The following is a 13,216-nucleotide window of genomic DNA, read 5'->3' as shown; positions in this document are numbered from 1 at the left end:
GACGGAGAAAGACATGCAAGGTGCCTCTGGCCACGGTGTCCTCGACAGCAGCTGTACTGGTCGGTCGCGGCGGACCCGGTCGCTGGTCGGTTCGCTCGCCGCGGTGACGGCCATCATGCTGTTCGCGGGCGCTTGTTCCAATGACAAACCCAGTGAGAATGCCGTTGCGGACGTTCCGAGCAGCAAGGGGACGGCCAAGGCCGCCCCGCCCAAGGGCGGCAGCACGCTGGCGTACGCCAAGTGCATGCGAGAGCACGGAATCAGCAACTTCCCCGACCCCAATGCCCAGGGTCTTCTCGACATCGACGGCAACAAGGTCGACATGAAGTCGTCGCAGGCCCAGGCCGCCGACAAGGCATGCAAGCCGCTCTTGCCCGCGGTCGGCAACGCCAAGCCGCCCGCCGGGGTGAAGGAAGCGGCGCTGGAGTACTCCAAGTGCATGCGTAAGAACGGGGTCCCCAAGTTCCCGGACCCCAATGCCGAGGGCGGCCTCGACATCAATGGCGAAACGCTCGGCGTCGACCCGAACGGCGATGTCTTCAAGGGCGCGGACAAGACCTGCCAGCCCATTCTGGAGAAGGTCGCGGGCGGGCCCAAGGAGATCCAGTCCGGCGGGCCCGGAAGCGGACCCCAGTGACCATTGCGCAACTGAGCGCCGTACCCCCCTCGTTGGCTACGAGGGGGGTACGGCGCTCCCCGTTGTTACCGTCGTGGTCGTTACCGTCGTGCGGTGGTGGCCTGCTCCGGACGGTGCCGAGTGAGCGGGGCATGGTTGCTCACGGCGGGGAAGGTGACGGTGATGATCAGGCCGCCCCTGGCCCCCGCTGTGGTGGTGACGGTGGCGTCGTGGGCGGTGGCGATGGCCTGCACGATGGACAGGCCGAGACCCAGTCCCTCGCTACGGCCGCCGGTACGGTTCGTGCCGAGCCGCTGGAACGGCTGGAAGAGCCGGTCGATGGCGTCCGGCGGCACGACGGGACCGGTGTTGGCGACCGTGAGGACGGCGTGACCGCCCTCGGTCCGGGTCGTGACCTCCACCTCACCGTGCGGCGTGTTGTGCCGGATGGCGTTGTCCACGAGATTGACGACGAGGCGTTCGGCGAGGGGCCGGTGGCCCGCCGCCACGGCCGCGGAGACCGACGACCGGATCTTCACCGTCCGGAAGGCCGCCTCGGCCTTCCGTGGGTCGACGACCTCGTGGGTGAGCTGTGCCAGGTCGAAGGGCTGGCGGACTTCGATGCCCACGTGGCTGCGGGTCAGGGTGAGCAGTGCCTCGATGAGCCGTTCCTGCTGGGCGCCCGCGGCGAGGATCCGTTCGTGCGCCGCCCGCAAGGACTCCACCGTCGCCTCGGGGTCCGACAGTGCGACCTGGCCCAGCGCCCGCTGGCGGGCCAGCGGAGTGCGCAGTTCGTGGGACGCGTTGGCCACGAACTGGCGCTGGGTCTGGAAGGAGCTTTCGAGCCTGCTCAAGAGGCCGTCGAAGGTGTCGCCGAGCTCTTTGAGCTCGTCGCCGGGGCCGTCGAGCGCCAGGCGTTGGTGCAGGCTTGTCGCCGAGATGTCCCGTGCGGCGGCCGTGATCGTCCGTAGCGGGCGCAGAATGCGGCCGGCGACGATCCAGCCCAGCGCGATCGAGATCACCGACATGAGAGCGAGCGCGATCCCGGAATTGACGAGCAACTGGTGCATGACGAGGGACCGCTGACGGGCAAGAGCTTTCTGCGCCTGGGCCGAGAGCATGTCGATGGCTACCGACTGGTCCTGCGGCGAATCGACAGGCCCCTCTGGGTTCTCGGGGTTCTGGGGCGGCTTGATACCGCCATTGTCGGGTGGCGGAGTGGCGAAGTCGGAGCTGGAATCCATGGGGGGATCGCCCAGCACGGAGTACCGCACAAGCAGATAGGCGATCGCCAGCAGGGCGGCGCCTGAAATGAGAAACAACCCCCCGTACAGGAGGGTCATCTTGGCCCGGACTGTGCGGCGGGGCAGACGGGGACGGATTACGCGGCTCCTGAGCCGGGCGACGACCGACATGTATTTCCTCAAATCCGGTATCCGCGCTTGGCCACGGTCTCGATGATCGGCGGATCCCCGAGCTTGGTCCGTAACCGGCTGATCGTGATTTTCACGGCATTGGTGAACGGGTCGGCGGCTTCGTCCCAGACCCGTTCGAGGAGTTCCTCGGCGGAGACGGCCCGGCCCTCGGAGGCCAGCAGCAGCTCCAGCGTGCCGAACTCCTTGGGCGCCAGCTCCAGCGGCCGGTCTCCCCGGCTGGCCGTACGCCGTGCGGTGTCGACCACCAGGTCTCCATGGCGGATCACCGGCGGCACGACCGGATGAACCCGGCGTGCCAGCGCACTGATCCGAGCGATCAGCACCGGGAAATCGAAGGGTTTGGGGAGGTAGTCGTCGGCGCCCAGGCCGAGCCCGTCGACGAGGTCCTCCGTCGTCGCCGCGGCGGTGAGCATCAGCACCCGGCCCCGGCACCCCGCCGCGAGCAGCTCGGAGCACACTTCATCGCCGTGCATCCCGGGAAGGTCCCGGTCGAGCACGATCACGTCGTAGTCGTTGCACAGCGCGCGTTCCAGCCCGGACGGGCCGTCGAACGCCACGTCCACGGCCATCTGCGACTGGCGCAGGCCGACGGCCACCGTCTGCGCCATCTCCTCGTCGTCCTCCACCACGAGTACCCGCACCTGTTGCCCCCTCGACGACCACTTCTCTCACGGCACACCTTGACAAGCCGGTCCAGGATGCTCAACCCCCGGTTTCCTCAGCGTTTCATCGCCGGGTTGCCCTGCACCTGGCGGAGCGAAACCTTGGTGAAACCGATCCCTCCGTAGAAAGGACCCATGCAGGAACCCATGCAGGAATTCGGACGGTAATGGAGGGCGATATGCAAAGCACCGTCAAGTGCGATGCCGACCGGAACGCGAACGGGAAAAGGCGGGCCGGGGCATGCGCGTGAATACTGTGACGGTTCCTCAGCAGCGCGGAGGCGCATCATGAGCACTTCGCAGATTTCGATGGATGACGCCGATGTCAATGAGCCGGACGAGAAGGGACGGCGTCCGCGCTCCGGAGGCTCCGGACGGCGCGCGCGGACGATAGCGGTCGTCGTGAGCGTCCTGGTCGCGGCGGGTGTGGGGATCGTCGTCACCGACCCGTTCGGCGGCGAGGCGAAGGACCCGTTGACCAAGCCCACTGCCCGGACCGGCTTGGCGAAGGTGACCAAGGGAACCCTGGCAGCCCGGACCCAGGAGAACGGGACGCTGGGTTACGCAGGTGACTACAAGGTGGTCAACAAGGCCGGCGGCACGGTCACGAAGCTGCCGGGCGCGGGCACAGTGGTCCGTCAGGGCAAGGTGCTCTACCGGGTGGACGGCAAGCCGGTCATCTTCCTGTACGGCGCCTACGTGCCGGTCTACCGGGCCCTGGAGTGGAACATGGAAGGGGCCGACGTACGGCAGCTGAACGCCGCGCTGGTCGCCCTCGGATACGCCACCAAGGACGAAATCGACCCCGATTCCGACTACTTCGGCTGGCAGACGTACTACGCCCTCAAAGAGATGCAGGACGATGTGGGCCTGAAGGAGACCGGCAAACTGCCGCTCGGGCAGGCCGTGTTCCTGTCGGCCAAGGAGATCAGGGTTACCAAGGTCAGCGCGGTACGCGGTGGTGCGGCGGCGCCCGGCGCAGTGGTCCTCGAAGCGTCCTCGACGCAACGCCAGGTCACCGTCGCGCTGAACGCCAGCCAGCAGTCCGACGTGGCGATCGGTGACAAGGTGACCATCTCGCTGCCCAACGGCAAGACGACCGACGGTGTCGTGTCGTCGGTCGGGAAAGTCGCGACCAAATCGGACGACAGCATGACCATCTCCGTCGAGATCAAGCCGTCGAACCCGAAGGCGACCGGGCAGCTCGACCAGGCGCCCGTGCAGGTGTCCATCGTGACCGACACCGTGAAGGACGTGCTGTCGGTGCCGGTGAACGCGCTGCTGGCGCTGGCCGGCGGCGGGTACGCCGTCGAGGTCGTCGGGGCCGACGACGCGCATCGCCTGATCCCGGTGACGGCCGGATTGTTCGACGACAGCGCCGGCATGGTCGAGGTCAAGGGCGACGGGCTCAAGGTCGGTCAGAAGATCGTGGTGCCGTCCTCATGACCGGCGCGGACACGGAAACAGCCGAAGCGGCGGAAACAGCGACGACACGCGCAGCGGGTACTCAGCCCACCGGTGAGCCCGTCCTGCAGTTGGAGGAGGTCTCCAAGATCTACCCCGGCGCGTCGCCGGTGGTGGCGCTGGACAAGGCCGGCTTCACCATTCACCGGGGCGAGCTCGTGGCGATCGTGGGCCCCTCGGGATCGGGAAAATCGACGCTGCTGCAAGTCATGGGCAGCCTCGACCGTCCCACCTCGGGCACGGTACGGGTCGTCGGCGAGGACGTCGCCAAGATGTCGGACCGCGCCCTGGCGGGACTGCGAGCCACCCGGATCGGGTTCGTGTTCCAGCAGTTCTTCCTGGCCCAGAACTCCACCGCCCTGGAGAACGTCGCCGACGGGATGCTCTATTCGGGCGCCAAGCACGCCACGCGGATGAAGGCGGCGGCCGCGGCCCTGACCAGGGTCGGCCTCGGCCACCGGGCCGATCACCGCCCGCCGGAACTGTCCGGAGGCGAACGGCAGCGGGTCGCGATCGCCCGCGCCCTGGCCGGCAACCCGGCGATCGTGCTGGCCGACGAGCCCACCGGCAACCTCGACAGCGTCACCGGGGCAGCGATCTTCAAGCTGCTGAGAGAACTCAACGCCGAGGGCACCACCATCGTCGTGATCACCCACGACCGTGAACTGGCCGCACGAATGCCGCGCCGTATCGAGGTCCTCGACGGTCACATCGTCGCCGACGTCAGCTCGTCGGAGCAGCCCCTGTCCACCGAAAGGCACCTGCCATGACCACCACGGCTCCGGCTCCCGGCCGGCTGCGCCCGGCCGACCTGGCCCGGACCGCCAGCGTGGGGCTGCGCACCCGCCGTATGCGGGCCGCGCTGTCAGCACTGGGCATCGCCATCGGCGTCGCTGCGATGGTGGCGGTGATGGGGTTGTCCGCCTCGTCCCAGGCCGGTCTGCTCGCCGAGATCGACAAGCTGGGCACCAACCTGCTGACGGTCACCCCAGGCCGGGTCCTGGGCGGCGGCGAGGCCAAGCTCCCGCTCGACGCTCCGGCGATGATCGCCCGCGTCGGGCCGGTCGAATCGGTCCAGAGCACCGGCAAGACCAAGGCCAACGCCTTCCGCAACCCGTACATCCCGAGCATCAACACCAACTCCATCACGGTCAACGCCGCGAGCCTGGAGCTGCCCGCCGCACTGCGCACGACCGTGGCCAAGGGCAAGTACCTCAACGCCGCCACCGAGAAACAGCCGGTCGCCGTGCTCGGCGCGGCCGCCGCGAGCCGCCTGGGCATCGCCGAGGTCCACACGGGGATGCGCATCTGGGTCGGCGGCCAGTGGTTCTACGTCGCGGGGATCCTCAATCAGGCGACCCTGACGCCCGAGATCGATTCCTCGGTGCTGGTCGGCTACCCGGCCGCGCAGAAGTACCTGGACTTCGACGGCCACCCGTCCACGGTCTACGTACGCTCCGAGACCGACCAGGTCACCAACGTCCAGAAGGTACTGGCCGCGACGGCAAATCCGGAAAACGCCGACGAGGTCAGCGTCAGCCAGCCCTCGGCCGCTCTCGAAGCCCGCGCCGCCACCCAGTCCGCGCTGAACGGACTGTTCCTCGGCCTCGGGGCGGTGGCCCTGCTCGTCGGCGGCATCGGAGTCGCCAACACCATGGTCATCTCGGTGCTCGAACGCCGGTCCGAGATCGGGCTACGACGCGCACTCGGCGCCACCAAGGGCAACATCCGCCTCCAGTTCCTGGCCGAGGCGATCCTCCTCGCCGCGCTCGGCGGCGTCGTGGGGGTGGCGCTGGGTGTCATCGCCACCACGGTCTACGCCCAGGTCAAGGACTGGGCCACCGTCGTCCCGCCGCTCGCTTGGGGAGGGGGCCTCCTCGCGGCCATCGCGATCGGCGCCGTCGCCGGCCTGCTTCCCGCGCTGCGCGCCGCCCGCATGCAGCCCACCGAAGCTCTCCGGACCACGTAGTGCCTGTGGCCGGTCAGTACCTGTGGCCGGCTGACACGGCTCACCCGGCGTCGTACGACGCCCTCCTGCTCCGTACCCGCGTACGACCCCCGCGGCGCGGGTACGGTCCCCGGCTTCGCCCGGAATCTCCCGATGGGATTCCGGGCGAAGTTGCGTGTGGGGCAGCCGCCCACACGCACCGCTGCCCCTGGGTCGCCATCCGCGGGGGCAGGCCCCTGTCGATAGGGGGGCGATCACGAGATATCTTGATGTCGAGCAATGTTGCAGACGTGGAGCGGAGCACCGGTGACTGACTCGACCATCATCTATACGCACACCGACGAGGCCCCGGCCCTGGCGACGTATTCGTTCTTGCCTGTGGTCGAGGCCTATGCCTCGACGGCCGGGGTCAATGTAGAGAGCCGTGACATCTCCCTGGCGGGGCGGATCATCGCCAGCTTCCCCGAGCGTCTCCCGGACGCCCAGCGGATCGACGACGCGCTCGCCGAGCTCGGTGAGCTCGCCAAGACGCCCGGGGCGAACATCATCAAGCTGCCGAACATCTCGGCTTCGATCCCCCAGCTGAAGGCGGCGATCGCCGAGCTGCAGCAGCAGGGCTACGCGCTGCCGGACTACCCGGACGACCCGCAGACCGACGAGGACAAGGACGTCCGCGCGCGCTACGACAAGGTCAAGGGCAGCGCCGTCAACCCCGTCCTGCGCGAGGGCAACTCCGACCGCCGTGCCCCCGCGTCGGTCAAGAACTACGCCAAGGCGCACCCGCACCGGATGGGCGCCTGGTCGTCCGACTCGAAGACGAACGTCGCGCACATGGACACCGACGACTTCCGCTCCACCGAGAAGTCCGTGGTCGTCCCCGAGGACGGCACGCTGCGCATCGAGCTCGCGGGTGACGACGGCACCACCACGGTCCTGCGTGAGTCCGTACCCGTGCTCGCCGGCGAGGTCGTGGACGCGTCCGTCATGCGCGTCGCGGCGCTGCGCGAGTTCTTCACCGCGCAGGTCGCCCGCGCCAAGGCCGAGGGCGTCCTGTTCTCTGTGCACCTGAAGGCCACGATGATGAAGGTCTCCGACCCGATCATCTTCGGCCACGTGGTGCGCGCCTTCTTCCCGAAGACGTTCGCCGAGCACGGTGCGTCGCTCGCCGCGGCCGGCCTGACCCCGAACGACGGTCTCGGCGGCATCCTCAAGGGCCTGGAGTCGCTGCCCGAGGGCGCGAAGATCAAGGCGTCCTTCGAGGCCGAGCTCGCCGAGGGCCCCGCCCTGGCGATGGTCGACTCCGACAAGGGCATCACCAACCTGCACGTACCGAGCGATGTCATCGTCGACGCCTCCATGCCGGCCATGATCCGCACCTCCGGTCACATGTGGGGCCCGGACGGCCAGGAGGCCGACACCCTCGCGGTCATCCCCGACAGCAGCTACGCCGGCATCTACCAGGTCGTCATCGACGACTGCCGCGCGAACGGCGCCTACGACCCGTCGACGATGGGCTCGGTCTCGAACGTCGGCCTGATGGCGCAGAAGGCCGAGGAGTACGGCAGCCACGACAAGACCTTCGAGATCCCCACCACCGGCACGGTGCGGGTCCTCGACGGAGCCGGCAACGCCGTCCTTGAGCACGCGGTGAGCGCCGGCGACATCTGGCGCATGTGCCAGGCCAAGGACCTCCCCATCCAGGACTGGGTCAAGCTCGCCGTCACCCGCGCCCGCGCGACCGGCAACCCGGCCGTGTTCTGGCTCGACGAGGGCCGCGCGCACGACGCCAGCCTCATCACCAAGGTCAAGACGTACCTGGCCCAGCACGACACCGACGGTCTCCAGATCGAGATCATGGCGCCGGAGAAGGCGATCGCGTTCTCGCTGGAGCGCATCCGCCGCGGCGAGGACACGATCTCGGTCACCGGCAACGTGCTGCGCGACTACCTGACCGACCTGTTCCCGATCCTGGAGCTCGGTACGAGCGCCAAGATGCTCTCGGTCGTACCGCTCATGAACGGCGGCGGACTGTTCGAGACCGGTGCAGGCGGCTCCGCGCCGAAGCACGTCCAGCAACTCGTCAAGGAGAACTACCTGCGCTGGGACAGCCTGGGTGAGTTCCTCGCCCTCGCGGTCAGCTTCGAGCACCTCGCACAGACCACGGACAACGCGCGCGCCCAGGTGCTCGCCGACACCCTGGACCGCGCGACCGCGACCTTCCTCAACGAGGACAAGTCGCCGAGCCGTCGCCTCGGTGGCATCGACAACCGCGGCAGCCACTTCTACCTGGCGCTCTACTGGGCGCAGGAGCTGGCGAAGCAGACCGAGGACGTGGAGCTCGCCAAGGCGTTCGCGGCTCTCGCCACGACGCTGGCCGAGCAGGAGCAGACGATCGTCGACGAGCTGATCGCCGTGCAGGGCTCGCCGGTCGACATCGGCGGCTACTACAAGCCCGACCCGGCGAAGGCCTCGGCCGTGATGCGTCCGTCGAAGACGTTCAACCAGGCCATCGCGACCCTGGGCTGACACAAGCCGCGGACGGGGGGCGGTCACGCCGCACAGGCGACCGCCCTCCGTCCGCTTTTTTGCGTTCTCCTTTTGCGTTCTGCTCTTATGCGTCTACGTCGTTCAGGCCGTGTTCAGTTCGTAGAAGCCCCTGCCGAACGTAGCCGCCACCAAGCGGTGGTGCCCGGCGTCGTACTCGATGTCGTCCACCGGAACCGCAGGCATGCCCCGGCCCAGGCGGAGCCACTGCCGGCCGCCCGTCGCGGACGTGAACACGCCCTGGTCGGTAGCGGCGTACAGGAGCTTGCCGCGCCCGACGACGAGGTCGTTGACGGGTGCGTCAGGCAGGTTGCCCGACAGGTCCTTCCAGTGCTTGCCGCCGTCCGTGCTGCCGTACACATGCGCCAGCCCCGACCCGGCGCGGTAGGCGGAGTGGGTCGTGTACACCCGGTCGGGATCGGCCGGGTCGACGACGACCCGGGTCACCCACGGCCGGCCCTCGGCCAGCTTCGTCCAGGTCGCGCCCAGGTCCTTGGTGACCCATACGCGGCCGTCGTCGGTGCCGGCGTACACGGTGCGTCCGTCGCCCGCCGGTGCGATCGAGGTGATGGTCCCGTAATTGGTGTAGATCGGGTCGGGACCCGGGCCGCCGGACAGGTCGGAGCTGATGGGCTGCCAGGTCGCGCCGCCGTCCGTGGAGCGGTTGAGCACCTCGGAGCCGTAGTAGAGGATCTTCGGGTCGCGGGGGTCGAAGACAACGGGCGTGAACCAGTTGCGGCGTTTGAAGGTGGTCTTGTCGGCGAAGTAGGTGAGGGTGTCGCCCCCGTCTGTGGACCGGAAGCAGTTGCCGTACTGGTAGCAGGCGAAGACATTGTTCACGTCGGTCGGGTTGATGAGGTTCTCCTCCCCGTCCCCGCCGAGATACTCGTTGAAGCCGTCACCGCCCCAGGAGCGCAGCGAACCGTTGTCCTGGGCACCGCCGGAGATGCGTGAGGTGTCCTGCGGACTGATCGCCGCGCTGTAGAGCTGGGTGTACGGCTCGTGGCGGGCCTTGACCCACCCGCCGTCCCCGTTCGCGTCGGAGCGGTAGACCCCGCCGTCGTTGCCCAGGTAGACGCGGCCGGGTCGGCGCGGATCCCACACCATGGCGTGCTGGTCCACATGGATGCTGCTGTCGTCGAACGTCCAGGTGGCCCCGGCGTCCTTGGTCGTCATCAGCGGGACGCCGGCAACATGCACATGACGGGCGTCCGCAGGGTCGGCCCAGATCTTCCCGAACCACCAGCCGAACGACGACTGCGACCCGGTGAGGTTCGCATCCGCGGGGGTCCGGCTCCAGTTGTCGCCGCCGTCGGTGGAGGCGTAGAAGCCCTCGAAGGGGCCGCTGCTCTTGTTGACGATGGCGTAGACCCGTTCGCCCGCGACAGCGAGGCCGATCCGCCCCACATCCGGGCCCTGCGCGGGCAGGCCGCCGCCGAGCCGCTGCCAGCTCTTGCCGCCGTCGCCGCTGCGGAAGACGCCGGAGCCCACGCCGCCGTAGGTGCGCAGTTGGGGTGTGCGGCGGTGGTCCCACATCACGGCGTACAGATTCTTGCCCTGGACGACCACTTCGGTGGCGCCGGTGAACTCATTGGCCCCGGTGAGGATCCGCTGCCACGTCTTGCCGGCGTCGTCCGACCGGTAGACGCCCCGGTCGCCGCCGCCGTTGTAGAGCGATCCGGCCGCGGCGACGTAGAGACGACGCGGATTGCCGGGGTCCACCGTGATCGCGCTGATGGCGCCGGAGTCGCGCAGCCCGATCGAGCGCCAGTGGGCGCCCCCGTCGGTGCTGCGGTAGATGCCCGTCCCCTCGTAAGTGATGCTGCCGCCACCGGGGTTGGCCTCGCCGGTCCCGGCGTACAGGGCACCGTCGGGTCCCGTGGCGACCGCGCCCATGGCCTGCGTCCAGCTGTCGGGCCACGCGGACTCGAAGGTCTGCCCGGCGTCCGTGCTGCGCCATATCCCGCCGCTGGCCGCTGCGGCGTACACGGTGTCGGCGCGTTTGGGATCGAGCGCCAGCGAGACGATGCGACCGCCGATGTTCGTCGGGCCGACCGACTTCCAGCGCCCGCCGGCCGTGGGCAGTTGACGGGCTTGCGCAGCGGCGTCCTCGTGGGCGTGGCGCGGAATCGGCTGTCCCGGCAAGGTCTTCTGCAGGTACCGGTACTCGGCGGGCGCGGAGGGTCCACGCACGGGCCGGTACACGTCGGGCGGACCCGGGGGCGCCGCGACCGCCGGCGCCCCGATCAATAAAGCGCCCGCGAGCGGGGCGAGGACGAGGTGAAGCAGACGTCTGTGCATGGGCACCCTCTTCTCGGCATGGCCACTTCAAACCGTGCCGAGGTTACGAGAGACTGCCGCACTGCAACAGAAGGCCGCGCGCTTCTGCCACGCCATCGGGACGTCGGGTGCCGTCCGGGTCAGTCCTTGACCTCGAACGTGCGGGACGTCGCCGTGAACGGGCCGATCCCGCCGAGGAAGTTCTTGGCGTCGCCGTGGTAGCGGATCCGGTAGCTGCCCGGCTCCGCGTCGGCCGGAATGTCCCAGGTCACGGTCGCCCGCGAAGCCATGAGGCCCTCGCGCCTCCAGCGGAATGTCGTCGACCAGTCGCCGTCGTCGGCGATGCGCCGCCAGTTCGAGCCGTCCAGGCGCTGCACTTCGAGGTAAGTGCCGTGCCGGTGCAGGTTGTTGTTCGGATGCGCGCCGACGAACACCGCCGCGGCCTGCTGCCCACCGTTGTAGGAGGCAGCGGGCTGGGTGAGTACGTCGCCGAACCGCCGCCCCAGCGGTGGAGTGTCAGGCCCGTTGTCCGGCTGCCGGAACAGCTGTCGGCCGGACAGGTCCGGTGGCACGGACCCGCGTGGGACCGGCTCACCCGCGCGCATCGAGGTGGCCAGCCCGGCGGCGGTCTGCTGGAGAGCGGGCAGCTCCCAGCGGCCGAAGAGCGTACTGCCGCCCTCGTACTGCTGCTTGTCGTACTCCTCGGGCGTGGTCACGTAATGCATGTACGCATTGCTGTACCCGGCCACGAGGACGTTCTTGATGTCGGCGCCGACGATCTCCGCCACCGTCCGCCGCAGGCGCAGCCCCGCGACGACGGTGACCTCCCCGGGGACACCCACGAGGTAGAGACCGCCGATGCGGACCAGCTGGACGGGAACCTGCTCCTGCACCCAGGGGTAGACCGCGTTCATCGCGCCGACGGGCACCACGATGCCCTTCGGGGACTGGCACTGCTTCAACTCCTCGTCCGCGCCGTAGAGGACGGTCTTCGAGACCGCGTCCCACACCGGGTTCTCGCCCTCCTTGAAGACCGGGAAGGCCGGACCGTCCTCGGTGCTGCCCGCGGCCATGGCGGCGCCGATCGCCGGCTTGCAGGTGCGGTGCTCCCTGCCGTCGCCGGTGAACGCCGGGCCGACCGTGGTGTTCGCCAGGTCGACGTAGGTGAGCCGGGAGTCGACCGCCCCGTCGAGCCGCTGTCCCGTGTCGTCGAGCTGGTCGTGTGCCGCGTCGTACTGGCGGAGTCCGATCTCGCGGGTGCTCTCGAACTCTGTGGCGGGCAGCTCGTCTGCCGGTTTGAGCGCGATGTTCGGGGACATGTCGCCGGCGTTGGTCTGTGCGAAGGCGGAGACGAAGTCCGGTTCGGCGTCGGCGAGGTAGTCGACGTGGGCACTCTCGCGCTCCCACCGGTAGGCGGCGTACCCCTTGTTGTCCGAATTGATCAGCTTGTTCTCGCCGGTCATCGAGGTGTTGTGGGTGGGGAACCAGTTGATCGCGCCCACCGGGCGGCCGCCCCGCTCAATGCGCAGCAGTGAGGTCTGCGGATCGCGACCCTCGGGGAAGAACTCCTTGTCCCGCCGGTTGTTGTCGAACGCGGCCCTGGAGCGGTTGACGTTGGCATTGTGCAGCTCGCCGTGGGTGAGGGTCAGCGACGCGGGCGCGAGGTCGGCCTGCGCGCGCGTCACCGACTCCACCATGCCGTCCGTGATGGCCGCGAAGGTCTTCTCGTGGTAGCCCTTCGTCGTGAGGTTGTAGAGCAGGTGGTGCGAGTAACCACCGGGCCCCGAGTGCGAGTGTGTTGCCGTGATCAGCACGTTCTGCTCGGTGTAGAGGTCGCCGTAGCGCTCGGCCAGCCGTTTCAGCACCCGCTGGTGCACGCTCTCGAAGATCATCGGTGAGTCGGCGACGATGAGCAGCACGCGTCTGCCGGTCGCCCGGTCGACGATGACGAACGACCGCGAACGCAGCCTCGTGTGCAGCCCCTCGGCGACCTGGTCGGTCCGGCCGTACCCCATCATCCCCGTCGCGGCCACTTCTCCGGTCGCGTCGGCGATCCCGCGGCCCACGAGGTACGGCTCGGGGGCGGGCGTGGGGGTCGAGTCCTGCGCCGCCGCGGGGGCGGCGATGCCCAGCAGGGCGAGGGCGGTGACGACGGCGGTCGTACGCCACCGGCTCAGCCGGTGCGCCGGTCCGACAGCGTGCGGCTTCGGGCTCGTGCTCACCGGGCCTCCGACTCCAAACCTGACAGAGTTTCAGCTTTGAAGTT

General features: G+C 69.0%; 9 protein-coding genes. 5 read left to right on the top strand and 4 right to left on the bottom strand.

Going from position 1 to position 13,216, the window contains the following annotated elements:
- The first annotated feature begins 13 nt into the window (after positions 1–13).
- The gene (locus tag PXH83_RS00605) at positions 14–637 is read left to right on the top strand and encodes a hypothetical protein (protein WP_274555405.1); all 624 of its coding nucleotides are present in this window, start codon (positions 14–16) and stop codon (positions 635–637) included.
- An 80-nt stretch (positions 638–717) separates the two neighbouring features.
- Here PXH83_RS00605 and PXH83_RS00600 read toward each other — a convergent pair whose 3' ends face one another.
- Positions 718–1,959, bottom strand: a complete 1,242-nt coding sequence (locus PXH83_RS00600; RefSeq protein WP_274555403.1) for a sensor histidine kinase — start codon at positions 1,957–1,959, stop codon at positions 718–720.
- 80 nt (positions 1,960–2,039) lie between these two features.
- The gene (locus PXH83_RS00595) at positions 2,040–2,693 is read right to left on the bottom strand and encodes a response regulator transcription factor (RefSeq protein ID WP_274555401.1); all 654 of its coding nucleotides are present in this window, start codon (positions 2,691–2,693) and stop codon (positions 2,040–2,042) included.
- Positions 2,694–3,002: 309 nt separating this feature from the next.
- Between PXH83_RS00595 and PXH83_RS00590 the strand changes: the two genes are divergently transcribed.
- From PXH83_RS00590 to PXH83_RS00575, 4 genes are all read left to right on the top strand, one after another.
- Complete coding sequence (locus PXH83_RS00590) at positions 3,003–4,160, top strand: efflux RND transporter periplasmic adaptor subunit (RefSeq protein WP_274555399.1); 1,158 nt, start codon at positions 3,003–3,005, stop codon at positions 4,158–4,160.
- A complete protein-coding gene (locus tag PXH83_RS00585; protein WP_274555396.1) occupies positions 4,157–4,948 on the top strand; it encodes an ABC transporter ATP-binding protein in 792 nt (263 codons plus the stop codon). The genes PXH83_RS00590 and PXH83_RS00585 overlap by 4 nt, the downstream gene beginning before the upstream one ends.
- Entirely contained in the window at positions 4,945–6,147 is a 1,203-nt protein-coding gene (locus tag PXH83_RS00580; protein WP_274555395.1) for an ABC transporter permease, read from the top strand. The genes PXH83_RS00585 and PXH83_RS00580 overlap by 4 nt, the downstream gene beginning before the upstream one ends.
- A gap of 285 nt (positions 6,148–6,432) precedes the next feature.
- Positions 6,433–8,652, top strand: coding sequence for an NADP-dependent isocitrate dehydrogenase (locus PXH83_RS00575; protein ID WP_274555392.1), 2,220 nt, complete (start codon positions 6,433–6,435; stop codon positions 8,650–8,652).
- A 102-nt stretch (positions 8,653–8,754) separates the two neighbouring features.
- Here the strand turns inward: PXH83_RS00575 and PXH83_RS00570 are convergent, their stop codons facing one another.
- Both PXH83_RS00570 and PXH83_RS00565 read right to left on the bottom strand, forming a co-directional pair.
- On the bottom strand, positions 8,755–10,971 hold the full coding sequence (locus PXH83_RS00570; protein WP_274555390.1) for a WD40/YVTN/BNR-like repeat-containing protein: 2,217 nt from the start codon (positions 10,969–10,971) through the stop codon (positions 8,755–8,757).
- 119 nt (positions 10,972–11,090) lie between these two features.
- Positions 11,091–13,172 carry a neutral/alkaline ceramidase gene (locus tag PXH83_RS00565; protein ID WP_274555387.1) on the bottom strand — a complete coding sequence of 694 codons (2,082 nt, stop codon included), beginning with the start codon at positions 13,170–13,172 and terminating at the stop codon, positions 11,091–11,093.
- Positions 13,173–13,216 lie beyond the last annotated feature (44 nt).

It is taken from the genome of Streptomyces spiramyceticus, from assembly GCF_028807635.1.
Taxonomy (GTDB): domain Bacteria; phylum Actinomycetota; class Actinomycetes; order Streptomycetales; family Streptomycetaceae; genus Streptomyces; species Streptomyces spiramyceticus.
This window is presented reverse-complemented; position numbering and strand designations above follow the sequence as displayed.

Excerpts from the sequence above, each read along its gene's own strand:
- PXH83_RS00580 (WP_274555395.1), top strand. The coding sequence starts at position 4,945 with ATGACCACCACGGCTCCGGCTCCCGGCCGGCTGCGCCCGGCCGACCTG.
- PXH83_RS00570 (WP_274555390.1), bottom strand. The coding sequence starts at position 10,971 with ATGCACAGACGTCTGCTTCACCTCGTCCTCGCCCCGCTCGCGGGCGCT.
- PXH83_RS00585 (WP_274555396.1), top strand. The coding sequence starts at position 4,157 with ATGACCGGCGCGGACACGGAAACAGCCGAAGCGGCGGAAACAGCGACG.
- PXH83_RS00600 (WP_274555403.1), bottom strand. The coding sequence starts at position 1,959 with ATGACCCTCCTGTACGGGGGGTTGTTTCTCATTTCAGGCGCCGCCCTG.
- PXH83_RS00605 (WP_274555405.1), top strand. The coding sequence starts at position 14 with ATGCAAGGTGCCTCTGGCCACGGTGTCCTCGACAGCAGCTGTACTGGT.
- PXH83_RS00590 (WP_274555399.1), top strand. The coding sequence starts at position 3,003 with ATGAGCACTTCGCAGATTTCGATGGATGACGCCGATGTCAATGAGCCG.